12 protein-coding genes are annotated in these 14,110 nt (G+C 57.8%); 2 read left to right on the top strand and 10 right to left on the bottom strand.

All coding sequences use genetic code 11. The features are described 5' to 3' along the window. Positions 1-139: 139 nt before the first annotated feature. The 7 genes from ABIB48_RS14040 to ABIB48_RS14010 all read right to left on the bottom strand — a co-directional run bounded on the left by ABIB48_RS14040 (position 140) and on the right by ABIB48_RS14010 (position 7,558). Positions 140-1,288 (bottom strand): glycosyltransferase, encoded by a 1,149-nt coding sequence (locus ABIB48_RS14040; protein WP_354213387.1) that lies wholly within the window; start codon positions 1,286-1,288, stop codon positions 140-142. 31 nt (positions 1,289-1,319) lie between these two features. Continuing rightward, complete coding sequence (locus ABIB48_RS14035; RefSeq protein ID WP_354213386.1) at positions 1,320-2,429, bottom strand: acyltransferase; 1,110 nt, start codon at positions 2,427-2,429, stop codon at positions 1,320-1,322. Then, positions 2,426-2,842, bottom strand: coding sequence for a DUF2304 domain-containing protein (locus ABIB48_RS14030; protein WP_354213385.1), 417 nt, complete (start codon positions 2,840-2,842; stop codon positions 2,426-2,428). The genes ABIB48_RS14035 and ABIB48_RS14030 overlap by 4 nt, the downstream gene beginning before the upstream one ends. Before the next feature lie 4 nt (positions 2,843-2,846). After that, positions 2,847-3,512 (bottom strand): glycosyltransferase family 2 protein, encoded by a 666-nt coding sequence (locus ABIB48_RS14025; RefSeq protein WP_354213384.1) that lies wholly within the window; start codon positions 3,510-3,512, stop codon positions 2,847-2,849. A gap of 74 nt (positions 3,513-3,586) precedes the next feature. Next, a complete protein-coding gene (locus tag ABIB48_RS14020; RefSeq protein ID WP_354213383.1) occupies positions 3,587-4,711 on the bottom strand; it encodes a glycosyltransferase family protein in 1,125 nt (374 codons plus the stop codon). A gap of 538 nt (positions 4,712-5,249) precedes the next feature. Continuing rightward, positions 5,250-6,518: a glycosyltransferase gene (locus ABIB48_RS14015; protein ID WP_354213382.1), complete on the bottom strand. Its 1,269-nt coding sequence runs from the start codon at positions 6,516-6,518 to the stop codon at positions 5,250-5,252. 77 nt (positions 6,519-6,595) lie between these two features. Next, positions 6,596-7,558, bottom strand: a complete 963-nt coding sequence (locus ABIB48_RS14010; protein WP_354213381.1) for a hypothetical protein — start codon at positions 7,556-7,558, stop codon at positions 6,596-6,598. A 146-nt stretch (positions 7,559-7,704) separates the two neighbouring features. On the opposite strand from ABIB48_RS14010, the gene ABIB48_RS14005 reads away from it, so the two are divergent. Next, positions 7,705-9,564 carry an ABC transporter ATP-binding protein gene (locus tag ABIB48_RS14005; protein ID WP_354213380.1) on the top strand — a complete coding sequence of 620 codons (1,860 nt, stop codon included), beginning with the start codon at positions 7,705-7,707 and terminating at the stop codon, positions 9,562-9,564. Here ABIB48_RS14005 and ABIB48_RS14000 read toward each other — a convergent pair. The 3 genes from ABIB48_RS14000 to ABIB48_RS13990 are packed head-to-tail and all read right to left on the bottom strand — an operon-like array spanning position 9,561 to position 12,878. Continuing rightward, positions 9,561-10,559 carry a glycosyltransferase family protein gene (locus ABIB48_RS14000; protein WP_354213379.1) on the bottom strand — a complete coding sequence of 333 codons (999 nt, stop codon included), beginning with the start codon at positions 10,557-10,559 and terminating at the stop codon, positions 9,561-9,563. The genes ABIB48_RS14005 and ABIB48_RS14000 overlap by 4 nt on opposite strands. A gap of 53 nt (positions 10,560-10,612) precedes the next feature. Further along, positions 10,613-11,734 (bottom strand): glycosyltransferase, encoded by a 1,122-nt coding sequence (locus ABIB48_RS13995; RefSeq protein ID WP_354213378.1) that lies wholly within the window; start codon positions 11,732-11,734, stop codon positions 10,613-10,615. Between the two features lie 34 nt (positions 11,735-11,768). Then, on the bottom strand, positions 11,769-12,878 hold the full coding sequence (locus ABIB48_RS13990) for a glycosyltransferase family 2 protein (RefSeq protein WP_354213377.1): 1,110 nt from the start codon (positions 12,876-12,878) through the stop codon (positions 11,769-11,771). 93 nt (positions 12,879-12,971) lie between these two features. Between ABIB48_RS13990 and wecB the strand changes: the two genes are divergently transcribed. Next, on the top strand, positions 12,972-14,036 hold the full coding sequence (gene wecB / locus ABIB48_RS13985; RefSeq protein ID WP_354213376.1) for a non-hydrolyzing UDP-N-acetylglucosamine 2-epimerase: 1,065 nt from the start codon (positions 12,972-12,974) through the stop codon (positions 14,034-14,036). Positions 14,037-14,110: the final 74 nt, after the last annotated feature.

The following is a 14,110-nucleotide window of genomic DNA, read 5'->3' as shown; positions in this document are numbered from 1 at the left end:
ACTCCCCGCCGCCACAAAGACCGAACTCTCCCGCCTCAAACCCAAACGAATCATCATCCTCGGCGGCACCGGCGCCCTCAACAACACCGTCCAAAGTGAGCTTGCCCTGTATGTAAGGTAACTGGAACCAAAAGGCAGCCTAGGCTACTTTTGGAGATCTCCGCCGATTGGCGATCCGGGCAATCGCTTCCTGCCAAACCACAAGTTGTGATTCGGCGGACAGCGGCTTGGCCGCCGCGTCGGCTGCACTTTTCCACCCGGATACTATTTCCGGCGTGAGTGACTCGAGGGTGGCGTGTAAGGACTCCACGGTGAAGTCCGCGGCAACCGTACCAATCCCATACTGCTCCACAATACTCACCATGGCCGGTGAAGGTCCGATAATAAGTCCATTGCGTGCCTGGACAGATTCAAAGAATTTATTGGGGAGCGCATTTTGCAGATTGAAGGTCGAGTTTGGCAGAAAACACATGCCAACATCGTAATTTCGCATGAGCGGAACGAGCTGTTCGTAGGGGACGGTTTCCAAAAATTTGACGTTGGGAACCGTGTCGGCCAGTCTTTTAAGCTCGTTGACATAGTCAGGCTCGTTGGGCATGACAACAAAATCAAGTTGAATTTCATCGCGAACACCCCTCATGGCCTCGATGATTAACTCGATTTTGCGATAGCGCTGTCCGGCACCACTATAGATGATTTTAATTGCGGGCCCTGTCGGGGTCACCTCCGATGCCGAATACGGGGCAGCATTAGTCACCACGTCAACGTCCACGCCGAATTTCTTGTGGTATTCATCGGCAATGCCTTGGGACACGGTTGTAACGGAACGGGCTGCAGGTAGATATCGGCGACAAATCCATCGCATAAATGGAGCCACGAAAAGCCGCCACTTTTTGTCGGATTCCTTTTCACTGGGCGCATACTCATGCAGATCAGAATGAACGCCCAACAACGGTTCCAGGTCCAAGGCCAACGGGAGCGTGTTCAAGTCGTTGGCAATGACAATATCGAAATGCCGGCGGGGAAGGAGTTTGCGGGCCTCCTGCACGGCAGTCATTCCGTTGTACACCCGGGTATAATGCCGACTGATGAGTCCCACCTTGTCGGAGGACCACCCGCGAACATCAGCCGAAAGCTCAAAGTGCTCAGCGACCCCGTCCGGGGCCGCCCCATAGGCACAGGTACTCACTGCGTATTTTCCCTTGAACAATTCGACCTGCTTGAGCACCCTAGGGTCCGATCGGATGGGTGAGAAAGACAGGATCAGCAGTGAAGGGAGTTTCGTCATGTAATCCATTATGTCCGATGGAGGGATGGCCTTAGAAAATCCTTCTGAGCAGGGGCACGCGCAGGCCCGCCAGCGCCACGGCGAAACTTGCGGCCAGCGTCACAAAATACGCCACCGTCAACTCACGCAGCGAATTCTCCGTGGACACCGACGGCACGTTCAGGCGGATTGCTTCGAAGAAGACCAGGTGCACCAAAAAGACGCCGAATGTGGCGTTGGACAATGCCCGCAGAAGCACTCCGGTTCTGCGTGGAACATTCACGCCCTCCATGAGCGACAGCGCGATGACAAATACGCCGAATGACATCAAGGAAACCAACAAACCAAAATAAGACTCGTTGACGAATATGTCCAGCAGTGGCAGTAAATTCCTGTTGCCATAGTGCCACACAGTGAACGCCGTCAGGGCACACGTCAAAGCAGTAACGGACAGCAAGCCAAGTCCCTTGAGCCGGACATTCCTGAGCGCGTACCCTGCGACGAAGTAGCCAACGTACGGGATCCACATTGTGAGAAAATTTAGGCTCACAGAACGGGAAACGCCATAGTGGCCCAGAATTCCTGGCATCATGTAGGCAAGGGTGGTGACGCCGACCAAAACTCCGGCTGTCGCCCAAGAGCGGCCCTGACCGCCGCTGCGCAAAAACGTACTGAGGATGGGCGCTACGGCATAGAGGCCAAGGACGATCCACAGGAAGTAAAGCTGGGTAAAAACTGAACTGTCATACAACATTTGCAGAACACGCCCCGTGGGCAATGTTTCGTGTCGCATCCAGATTCTTACGCCAACAATATAAACCAGATTCCAAACAATCAGGGCCGGTATGATCCTCGTGGCCCGCTTCCGGTAAAACTCCATGGGCTTTTCAGCGACCTGCCGGGAACCGAGCAACAACGCGCCAGAAATCATGATAAATACCGGAACGACCCAGATGGCAGCAATATCTATCGTGGTAACAATCCACCAGGTAGTCCCCGATTTCGGGTTGGCGCCCACCCGCAAGCCAAAAACGTGAATCCCCACCACACCGCAAATGCTGACGATGCGCAGTATGTCCAGCCCGTAGTTGCGCGGAGGAGTTCCCGTACCGTCAGCGATTGCCACGGATTTGGAAGTTTCAATTCCGGCAGGTTTGCTCATTCGGCGGGAGCCCCGGCGGGCCCCGACTTTGACGCGACGTTGTGGGAATCAAGCTGCTGGGCAATTGTACTCGGTGCCTGTGCCATGCTGACGTCATCCAGGGCAATCCTGCGCGATAGCTTGGTCATCGTAGTTTCCATATGGCGGAAGCGCTGGTAGGTGGTAGCCATGAAGACTAAGAAACTAACGATGAGCCCGTACAAGACCAAGTCTGTGCCTCGACCAATGCCAAACACCCGCGCGAGCTGCGACAGCAACCCGGGGAAGAAAATCGAGAACGCTGCAACGCAGGCAAACAACACCAGCATCATCCGTCGGATCGCCAAATGACGTGCATTCGATCCACCCCGCATAAGCGCCAGTGAAACGATGATTACTGCAAGGACAAGAACTATCTGAACAACTATTTGCACAATGTCACCTAAACAAAAGGTCGGCGATAATATTGACTGAATTCAACAGGGATTGCCCCTTGGCCTTGGAATAATCGGTGTAGATGATCTCCACAGGATGCTCCACCCATCTGGGCTTCATCTCGGCAATCTGGTGAACCAGCTCGGAGGCGTGTGCCATGCGGTTTTGCGTTAGGTGGATCCCTTGGGCGACATTTGGACTGAACGCCCGGAGTCCGTTGTGGGCGTCTGTCAGCGCCAATCCAGTAGCCATCCGCGACTGCACAGCTGCGGTACGAAGCACCAGTCGCTTGGCCAGGGACAATTTCGTACGCTTGTCCAAGAAACGGGATCCCAACACTATTTCGGCTTCACCTGACTTGATGCGCTCAGCCATCGCCTGCGCATCGACCACCCGGTGCTGTCCGTCGGCATCGAAAGTGACGATGCACTCCAACTCGGGGTCTGTGAGTGCGTACTCGATTCCGGTTTGTAGGGACGCACCCTGGCCAAGATTAACTGGGTGCTGAACCACAACAGCCCCGGCAGCACGGGCTACTTTTTGGGAACCGTCGGTGCTGCCGTCGTCGACACAGACGACGTACGGGAAAACCTCTCGCAGCCCCGTAATGACGGTGCCAACAACTGACGCCTCGTTATACATGGGGATAACTATCCAAGTTCGACTCACCTCACAAGTATCCCATAGCCTCCTCAGGCACGGTGAATCGGCCTGTGCCAGGCGCGGCCCACCTAGCACAGGCGCTATTGGGCAGCCAACGATGGTCTCCAGTGTTGAAGGACTCGCTCCACCTTCAAGTCCAAGAAATATCGGACATTGCTTTCCACCCGAAAGTTGTCCCGGAATTTCTTGGTAAGCAGCCTGTCCAAATGGCGGGCCCGGGCAAAGTTTTCAAGTTCTAAAATAAACCCCGTCGTATCGCCTGACATTTTCGGCACGGCAGCGAGCAGCGAATGGTCCGCCCGGCACAGCGCCGTCGAAAACCGGGGGGCGGCGTTTTCGAGGGCAACCAGAATTTCTTGCACTGCAACTCCGTCCGGTCCCGCCCAGTCCCACGCCGTTCCTCTCGTGGACATGGCGGGAATGACATGAATGCGTGCCATCTTGATGGCGATTGAGCGGCGTGACGCCAGCGGGAACGCCGCGAACCAAGACTCTTTGAGTACACCGAAAAATGCCTCGAATTCTTGGTGAAGTGGCAGCATCCGTTGAGTGACCCGTTCCTGGGCGTCCTCACCAATGATGTAGTGCCGGCCAGGTCTTCCCATCGAAATACGGTTTCCCCCGAACCACAAACGCAGAGAGAAGGAAACATCCTCCCCGGTTGTCAACCCTTCCGTGAACGCCAGCGCCTGCTGGTGCAGCGTTGTACGTCGAAGCAGCCCCAACGGGGCGGTCCTGTAGGCAACACGGTCCCGCACAGGATCCAGCACAAACCTGCGGAGCCCACGAATACGAGGCGTTCGCACGGAACGACCGCTTTGAAACTTCAACGGAGCCAAGACGGCATCCGCGGAGCTAGTTCTTGCCTGGTCCACCCAGGCACTCACGGCCTCAGATTCCAACATGTCGTCCGAGCCCATGACACCGACAAATTCGGCGTGGGCGAGTTTGAGACCTGCATTGAATGGACCGGCCGGAGAACGGATTCCATCTACGTATTTGACTACCTCCACCAGCTCGGCTGGGCATCCGACCAACAGCTGCCGCAGGTCCTCAACCTCAAGGCCATGGCCCACCACGATGACTCGGACTTGACCGGGTTTTCCAGCCGCCAAGGCTGAGAGCACAGCCCGTTTTATGGGGCGATTCAACTGGTGAACTGCGATGATGATGTCAGCGTCAGGGATGCTTGAACTGTGATTCATCTGCGTTTTCCTCGGCTACGGTCATTCGTGCGGGATTCTGGCAATGCTGCTGCCGGGCCTCTTTTGCGCAACGCAGCCATCATGGCAAAAGGACCATGCATAAGCTCCGCGCAGGAATGCTGCCTGAGATTCCACACGGCCCGGTCCGCGGCAGTGTCAGCAGAAACGACGACGTCAGCGGCGCACAGAAGCCTCACCGCGTCGCGTTGCACCGCGACAGATTTGGCGACCCGCCGGGAATATAAGTTGTCCCGCAGCAACCGGCCAACCACGCCAAAGACCCCCTTCCTCCGACTCAAGGGAGTAGTAAGTCTGTGGAGGGTCCCCCCCGAGCCGGGCGTCAACGACATTAGGGTGACGAAGGGGCTCGGTGAGACTACCGGTTGAGAGCCATCATCCACGAACAGCACTACAGCGCGCAAGCGTGTCGCGTCTCCGTCTAGGGCTACCAAGGCCTGATTCCACAATCCATCCAAGGCCGTCTGTGGATGTGATGCCAAGCCGATAACGATGCCTAGGTCGATAACATTCACCGGTGTCATTCCAATTCCTTTGCGATTTTTGGCGGACTTGTCTGGGTCTCGGCGGCCATCATGACTTCCAGTTCCTCAACCACAGGGTCAAGTGCCCTGTTTCGGGCGAAGGTTTGTCCGAACTGCCACGCCTTTTCCCACAACTGCGCGTCGGGGGTCGCCATCGCATTGGCGCATTGGAGGAGCGCCGCGGCAATGCTCTCTGGCCGCAGGTCTGCAGCGGGAAACCAGAGTGGGTACTCTTTAAGCATCTCGGTGGCGGCACTATCAAGGTCGTGGATGGACACAATTGGCTGTCCTGTGGCCAGGTACTCTGCGGTTTTGCCGCCGGTGACAAATTTGCCGGGAGGCAGGATCAGCAGCAGTGCATCAACGCTGCGGTAGAACTCCCCCACATCCCGTTTGGAAATGGGGCCCTCGTAGGCAAGTCCCAGGTGCACACCGGAATTAAACGTCGCCAGCACGTCCGCCGGGACCAGACCGGTTGGGCTCAGCTTCCCACGGAACACTGCTTCCGGCCCTGGCTCGGTCCAAGTGCCGCAGGCCAAGTCCCAGCCGGCAAGAAATTCTTGGAGGGGCACCGCTGTATATTGCAGTGTTCCCAGATATCCGAAACGTGGCGGGCCAGGGCGGCTGCCCACCCGGGGGCGGGCATGACCCCGCTGGGGGTCGAATCCGTTGGGGACAACCCTCATGAGCTGGGCCACGTCCGGATACCTACGTGCATATTCTGCGCTAATGGGTTCATTGACAAACCAGACTTGCACCGCATTCCGAATGTAGTCTGCTTCGAGAAGTCCCTGACTGGACTCCGCGGCAAAATTCTGCGCCCCAGTGAACGTATTGAAGGCCCACGCGTCGCGGTAGTCAAGTACATACGGCACGCCACCCAAACTACGGGCCACTTTGAAGGATGTGTACGGGCTGGCCGACGCCATGACCAAGTCCGCAGGATGCGCTGCATGGATAGAACGGGCCGCCTCAATAGCGGGATCGAACCACAGGCTGTGAAAGTCTTCCGGAAAGTCTCCCCGGTGGCGTCGGCGGAACAATTCCTTCCACAGGTATGGTGCCTCAATCCTGAAGCGGCTAAAGCGTCTAAGGTCACGTCTGTTGGGCTCCTCGGAACCGCCATCGCCCACGCGGACCACCTGCACGCGAGGGTCAATGGCCCCGACCAACCCTTGGTCGGTTCCGGATATCTCCGACCAAATTTCCTCGGAGAGAGTCAACACCGTTACGTCCCAGCCTTTTTCAACAAATCTATTGGCCACCGCCGTGCAACGGTAAACGGATGAAGCTGTGCTGGGAGGGAAAGAAAAAGCAATGTATAGCAGGTGCGGCTTATGTCTCACGATGCCCCCAATGTCTTGGCATATCCGGCGTTGATCCTGGGAAGCAGCGCCGTGGCCGCATGATTTCGCAGGATGTAGCCTGGGCCGTCAAGTTTGGCTGAAAGCGCCAGCGGATCCGCCAAGGACTCCAGGACTGCTTGGCCAACATCGGCCCGCTGAACTCTGACAGCTGCCACGTCATCGGGATATCCTTGGACCTGGTCGGCGAAAATGGTAGGCACACCAATGCCAATCGCCTGCAATTCACTTGCAGCAAGAATTCCCGCAACTTGGCCAACTACGACGTGGGCGGTTGCCAGTTCCTGCAAAAATTTTGCCTTCGACATTTGGGGCAGGAGCCGAACTCCTAATGCCTCTGCTTCCGACGCACGGTCACCCCAGCGAAGCCCCAGAATGTCAACATCGTTGGGTGACAGGGCTGCAACCACGTCGGCAGCCGTTTTCAGCCAAGCGTCGCCACCCTTGGATTCGTCCCACCTCGATGCGAAAAAGACCCGTGGCTTCTGCGCTGGAACCCACATTGGGAGCTCGTCCATGTTCAAAGGAACCGGGAAGTACTCCGCATCGGCCCGAGCACTCTCTGCCTTTTCTCGTAAATCCGGTGTTGTATACCACACGTGGCCGGCCAGGTCGATGTCGGCCTTTATAGCGTCATGACTCCCAGCCTGCCAATAGCTCTGCCGAATATCTGTCCCATGCAGGGTGAGCGCGTAGGGCCGGTTGAAGGCGCCACGTGCCCACTTTGCACGGCCACCCATGTGCACATGCCACAGCTGAGTTCTCGGGAACGCCGTGGCTTGTTCCAATCTAAAGCGGTAGTAGTCGAGCTTGCTTCCGCCCCTAGTCCACGGCCCTTGAATTTGCTTCCAAGGTTCACCCTGTTTCCGCCCAACCGCGACGATTGCCCTGCCAACATCTGCGCAATCGAAAAGATGTGTTGCGCGAATTTTCGTAGTCATGATTGTAATCTTCTCATTGACAGACCCCTGGAGGCAGATTCCTGGGCATGGTGCTTATCAGAGAGTCCAGCAACTGGGCGAACAGTCAGGGGCCCGTGGCCGGACCTCCTCTTTCGGTTCGTGGACCAAATGCCCAACCACGTAGAATGGAATTAACCACCCCCTCTGCCGTACTGGAGCCTCCATTGAATCACCTGCGACGTACCATGCGTGAGTTGCTGCCACTCCTGCCAGCCAACGCACGGCGCTTTCTCATTCTTTTCGCTGTACTTTCCGCTGTTTTGGCCCTGCTCGACTCGGCTGCACTCGGTGTGTTTGCACTGGTGCTGAACCAGATCCTGCAAACCACATCCGGCGGTGAGATGACATTGCCTGTTCTGGGCACGTTCTCCCAGGAGGTGGGTGTGTTCGTGCTGGTCGGCGCCGCACTTGTGATGATCCTCAAATCTTTCCTCAATATCTGGCTGCAGTGGATCTCAACACGCAAATTCGCAGACTACGAACTCGAGATCGGCACCATACTTTTCCAAAGCTACATCCGAGCTCCCTGGACGGAGCGAATGAAACGTTCCTCCTCGGAACTCGTCCGTATGATTGACGTCGGGATCGCAAACACTGTTTCCGGGGTTCTGTTCCCGGCCGTTGCACTGCCGGCCCAAGCGTTGACGTTCGTCTCAGTACTTTTAGTTCTCATTGGCGCATCCTGGCAGACGGCATTGGTCACCGTCATTTATCTGAGCATCATTGCCGCGTTCTTGTACCTTTGGTTGACGAAAAAGTCTTATGTCGCCGGCCGCATCAACCGTGATGCCAGCAGCAAAATGGCCAAGCTGGTCACTGAAATGCTTGGCGCCTTGAAGGAAATCACGTTACGGGATAAAGCTGAGGAGGTTGGTGACGTTGTCATGATCAGCCGAGAACGGACGGCACGCTCACGCTCAAACATTCGCTTCATGGGCACTGTGCCAAAATTTGTGGTTGACATGGCCCTCATCGGCGGATTCTTGCTCATCGGCACCGCCGGCTACCTCGTTGGAGGCATGACCGGAGCACTCTCGTCCGTGGCCATTTTCGGTTTGGCCGGGTTCAAGATGGTGCCTGCGCTGACTGCAATGCAGTCCTCACTGACTACAGTCCAGTCCACCCTTGCCTACACCGAGACAGTCATCGGCGACATTCGTGATGCTCAGGCATACCGTGAGAACGCTGAGAAGTTGGGCCGGCAACCGATTGTGGGCAAGCCCAAAATGCTGGAACTCAAGGACGTCGAGTTCACCTATCCAGGCTCGGTGCAGCCCGCCATCCGCGCCATCAACCTGTCATTGCCTCTGGGAACCTCTCTGGGTGTCGTTGGCCAGTCCGGCGCCGGCAAGTCAACACTCATCGACATCTTCCTTGGCTTGCTCACACCATCCGCTGGCACCATGACACTCGACGGGGTGCCACTGGAAGACGTGCTCTTCGATTGGAGAAAGCATGTGGGCTATGTGCCCCAAGACGTATCAATCTTCGATGGCACCGTGGCACAAAATGTTGCTTTGTCGTGGGGCGATGAAGTGGATGAGGTCCGTGTTCGGGCTGCACTCGAACGCGCCCAGTTACTCGAAACCATTGAAGCTAGGAAGGACGGCATACGCGGACGCGTTGGAGAACGTGGCCTTGCCTTGTCCGGAGGTCAACGCCAACGCCTGGGAATTGCCCGCGCCCTATATTCGGACCCACTGATTCTAGTCATGGATGAGGCAACAAGTGCCTTGGACACAGCCACAGAAGCGGCCGTTGCCGCCGCCATCAACAGTCTCCACGGTGAAATGACCGTTATTTCAGTTGCTCACAGGCTGTCAACAATTCGAAACAATGACCAAGTGTGCTTCATGAAGGAAGGTACCATCGTTACACGTGGATCGTTCGAAGACGTAGTCGCGGAAAATTCTGATTTTGCGGAGCAAGCCGCGTTGGCCGGACTGCACAGCAACAACACTGCACCCCTCGTCATTCGTAACTAGGCGGAGGCCGCGCGTCGGTAGATCTCCTGCAGACGCCCAACATAGTTGTCGGCACTGTATCTCGGCACCGCCCAGTCCCGTCCGGCCAACCGGGAACTAGCTTCAAGGGGATCACTCACCGCCTCGAGGACCTGCTGTACCACCTCAGCCACTGTGCCTTCCATGACGGGTGGCACGGTACCGTCGTCGGGTCGGGGCAACCGGGAACCCAATGCTGCGACCGGGACGCCCATGCACAACGCTTCAAATTCACTAGTGGAAAAGTAGTTGGAAGCTTGGCCGATGCCAATGGCTGCGCGTCCAAGCAGTTCATGATACCTAGGTTGTGGCATCTTCTCCAGCAAGCGTACGCCCCGTGATTGAGCCTCTTGAGCACCTGGTCCCCAGTTGAGTCCCACCAGGTCTGCCTTGCCCTTGAGCGCTCTGAACAATTCCGCTGCCAGACCCAATTGCCGTTCCATGCCTTTGTCATCATCCCAGCGTGAAATGAACATGACTTGGGGCTGCGCCGAGGGGGTCCATTGTGGCAGCTGAGCAAGATCCACCACGGACGGAAAAAATTCGGCGTCGGAGCGCGCCATCCGGGCGTCAATTTCGTTGTCCGTGTTGGCGTACAACACCTGAGCGGCACCGTCGATGGCCCGCTGAATTTCATCATGGAACCTGGGATCCTTCCACTGCCGGCGAATGTCAGAACCGTGCAAGGTAAGGACATACGGACGCTTGGGCATTGCGCGTTCCCTGATGAGCCTGACGCTGGTCCCGTAGTGGACATGCACAATCTCGGCGGCGTGGAGCCGGGACATCCTGCGAATCACATAGGGAACAAATCGGGCTTTGGCCAGCAGCGGATTCTTCGGTGCCGCCGTCATGGGTCTGACTTGTTCCGGTGGCAGGTAATCCCAGCTGATGCCGACCCTCTTAGCCGCGCTGACCATGGATCTGGCAACGAAAGCGCAGTCGTTGAACTGAAGGACTTTGGGCTCTGGTCTCATGAAAGTGCTCCTCTGGCAGCGACGGGTCGCCAATAGTATCTGGACACGGACGGCTATGCGCGGATCAGCGCCTCAGCGTAGGCCTCATCCATAAGACCGCCGATGGTTGACGGAGAGAATCGGCTGCGAATGGGTGCGGCTATGTCGTCGGCGGACACGCTCCGGAATGCCTCCACGGCGTCCATGACTGCACGGCCGAGGGTTTCCGGAAGCGCATCGTCCACCAACCGGCTGTTGGAATCATTAACGTAGTCACTGAATCCGCCCACCCTAGTTGCAACCACGGCCCGGCCGGACGCTAAGGCTTCCGCAGCCGAGGTAAAGAAGTTCTCCTGCGCTGTGGGCAGGAAAAATAAATCTGATGCTGATAGGTGGGCTGCAACTTCTGAGGGGCGCACGGATCCGGCTAAGTTGACATTGCCTTCCAGCCCCAGCCTTGCGACCAGTTGCTCGCATTCACTGTACAGGGGCCCGTCCCCCACCCACGTCAACTGAACGGCAACACCTTGGCTGCGCAGCCAGGCAATCGTTTCAATCGCGACAAAGGGGCGTTTTCTGGCGACCAGTCCCCCCACAGCTACCAGCTGAAGAGGGCTGCCAAAGCGCGCAGGAACCACCGCACCACGTCCCTTGATTACACACGGAACCACTTTGGCGGCGCGGGGGCGGGCGAATCGCTGCATTTCAGTAGCCAACTGGTGCGTGACGCCCGTCACTACGTGTGGGAATGTCAGGACACGTCGCAGTCCGGACAGCTTCTCCCACAAGGGTGACACACTGGCCGGGTTGACCACTCCGTTCCAATGTTCCGTGTGCACCCAAGCCCGCCCGCGGCATGTAGCACTTCCAATCACCCATGCTGGCAGCGCGGTCATGATGCTGGAAAAGGCCATGGTGTGTATGACATCCGCCCACTTCATTTCGTGCACCAAAAGCCGGTGGCACATCACCAGCGTGCTCGGTCGCCGTGGGTCTGCGGCAATCCGGTGCACGGGCACCCCTTCCCATACCTCACTCGTGGTCAGGGGCATTGCGAGGGTGGCGCCGAGCCTGACATGAACTACGCGGACTTCGTGACCCTGCCCCCGAATCGCCTCTACATGTTCGGCATTGAACGGGGCCTCGGCGGGATTTTCCTCATGTGGGTACCACGTGGCAATGACAAGAATCTTCATGCGTTCCTTCGGATGTCATGGGTGAAAGTGAGCTTCAGCGGACCAGCGCCGACGCGCTCATGAACCTTATCGGCGCCTCAGGATGCAACCACTGGGAAATATTTCGAGGCATCCACGTGTGCGGATTGGTAAACTTCCGCCTCCTGGTTGTGAGCCGCTTCATAACGGCAGGATCAATTTCCACGTGCAAGATAGCGTCCAACACGTCACGATCAGCTCCGGACAGCGGCCTGATGGCACGCGGGGCAGCGAAGAGCAGCGTGCGGACCACATCCGCCATGTGCGCCGCGTCCAAAGTGCCCCAAGTCCCTGACACTGCCCGCATCATTGTGTGGGAAAAAACATGGACACGGATGAGTTTGGTGACGATCGATGCCCGTTGTGGATCCGTCAGGCCTGCGAACCACTCCGATTGCACCAAGTCCGTGGCAAAGGCCAAATCCTCGGTGACGCTGCGCTGGGTAGAAGTGACCCGAACAGTTGCGTCGTCGTGCACCAGATAGCGGGGAAGCCCTCGCCCATAGCCAATGGTCGATCCAGAGAACCAGAGCCGAGCAGAGAAGGATTGGTCTTCCCCGGTTGCGTATTTTGTGGGAAATTCAAGTCCAAGACGCCTGATGGTTTCAAGTCGCATCAACCCAAGTGGCGCCGTGCGGTAGGTGAGCCTGTCAGCAACAGGGTCCAACGCTGTTCGACGGGTTCTGCGCACCACAGGGGTATGAATGGTGGCACCCTCGAAGTGGGCCATGGGCGCGAGCAGGACGTCGAGCTGATCCGCTTCCGCAGCTTCCACCCAGCGGGCCAGCGCGTCCGGCTCCAACGAATCGTCACTGCCCATGATGGCCACCCATGGCGCACCCGCCAGGGCGATCCCTTGGTTGAACGGCCCGGCGGGACTGCCAATCCCGTCCAGTAACTGCACAAAGCGAACCTCGTCCCGGTGTTTCGGGGACACTCGGGCACGGATCGGCTCGATTGCAGTGTTGTGGCAAACCACTGTGACCCGCAGTCGTCCGTTGAAATCAGTAGCGGTGGGCAGCCCGGCATTCATCAGTGATGCCACGGCGCGTTCAATGGGCCTGTCCGCTGTGTGCACGGCAATGACAACGTCAACGAGGACAGAGCCCTGAATGTTAGTTTCCACAACTCTAGTTTATCGCTGAAACTGGGAAACCCGCGCGTCCGTCCGCATTGCCCATATGCTGGCTCGGCCACCTGCGCCGGTTAAGCTTGAACCATGCGAATTTTGAGTGTTGTGGGCGCGCGCCCCCAGTTTGTAAAGCTTGCCCCCATAGCGAAGGCCATGGAAGGCCGAGCAGAACACATCATCGTCCACACAGGCCAGCACTACGACGAACTAATGTCAGATGTTTTCTTCAAGGATCTGGGTATCCCGGCACCCGACTACAACCTGGGTGTAGGCTCCGGCAAGCACGGTGAGCAGACGGGCGCCATGCTGGCCGGTCTGGAGCAAGTGTTTGAGGAGGCAAAACCCGACGTTGTGCTGGTCTATGGAGATACCAACTCCACACTGGCGGCGGCAGTGGCAGCCGTGAAGATCCATATTCCAGTTGCCCACTTGGAAGCCGGCCTGCGCTCTTTCAACCGGCGCATGCCCGAGGAGCACAACCGGGTACTGACAGACCACGCTTCCGACCTCCTCCTCTCCCCCACCGAGGTGGGCATGGAGCACCTCGCCAACGAAGGGCTGGCCGAGCGGTCTGTCATGGTCGGCGACGTCATGACCGACGTGCTTTACTCGGTGCGCGAGCAGCTGACCGAACAGGAACAGCCACTGCCGGCTGGCCTTGAGGCCGGCAACTACTATGTGTGCACTATCCACCGCCCGGACAACACCGACGCCCCAGAGCGCCTGCGGGCCATTGTTGATTCGCTGGCCATACTCAACAAGCCGGTGCTACTTCTGGCCCATCCCCGTTTGAAGGCCCTAGCCAAGACCCACGGCATCGATTTGGCATCTGGCTCCATCGTCCAGAATGAGCCGTTGGCCTACCCGCAGCTGGTCAATGCCGTGGCTAACAGCGCCGGTGTAGTGACCGACTCGGGTGGCCTCCAGAAAGAGGCTTTCCTGCTGCGCGTCCCATGCACCACCATCCGCCCGGAAACCGAGTGGGTGGAAACCGTGAACCTAGGCTGGAATGTTCTGGTCAACGATGACCTAGGTAAGCTTGCCCCCGCGGTTGAACGGCCGACCCCGCAGGCCACGGATGCCACACCCTATGGCGACGGGCATGCCGCCCAGCGCACGGTAGAGGCCCTCCTGGCGGCTTTCGGCAAGTAGCAACAACAAAGTAGGAGGGGTTCGGACAGCTGCCCGAACCCCTCCTACTTTGCAGGGCCGCCAGGGCTCGCTCC

The organism is Arthrobacter sp. UYCu511, assembly GCF_040547105.1.
GTDB lineage: Bacteria > Actinomycetota > Actinomycetes > Actinomycetales > Micrococcaceae > Specibacter > Specibacter psychrochitiniphilus.
This window is presented reverse-complemented; position numbering and strand designations above follow the sequence as displayed.

Bases quoted from the DNA above. Each gene is read 5' to 3' on its own strand.
- ABIB48_RS14040 (WP_354213387.1), bottom strand. From the start codon at position 1,288: ATGACGAAACTCCCTTCACTGCTGATCCTGTCTTTCTCACCCATCCGA.
- ABIB48_RS14035 (WP_354213386.1), bottom strand. From the start codon at position 2,429: ATGAGCAAACCTGCCGGAATTGAAACTTCCAAATCCGTGGCAATCGCT.
- ABIB48_RS14020 (WP_354213383.1), bottom strand. From the start codon at position 4,711: ATGAATCACAGTTCAAGCATCCCTGACGCTGACATCATCATCGCAGTT.
- ABIB48_RS14010 (WP_354213381.1), bottom strand. From the start codon at position 7,558: ATGACTACGAAAATTCGCGCAACACATCTTTTCGATTGCGCAGATGTT.
- ABIB48_RS14005 (WP_354213380.1), top strand. From the start codon at position 7,705: ATGGAATTAACCACCCCCTCTGCCGTACTGGAGCCTCCATTGAATCAC.
- ABIB48_RS14000 (WP_354213379.1), bottom strand. From the start codon at position 10,559: ATGAGACCAGAGCCCAAAGTCCTTCAGTTCAACGACTGCGCTTTCGTT.
- ABIB48_RS13995 (WP_354213378.1), bottom strand. From the start codon at position 11,734: ATGAAGATTCTTGTCATTGCCACGTGGTACCCACATGAGGAAAATCCC.
- wecB (WP_354213376.1), top strand. From the start codon at position 12,972: ATGCGAATTTTGAGTGTTGTGGGCGCGCGCCCCCAGTTTGTAAAGCTT.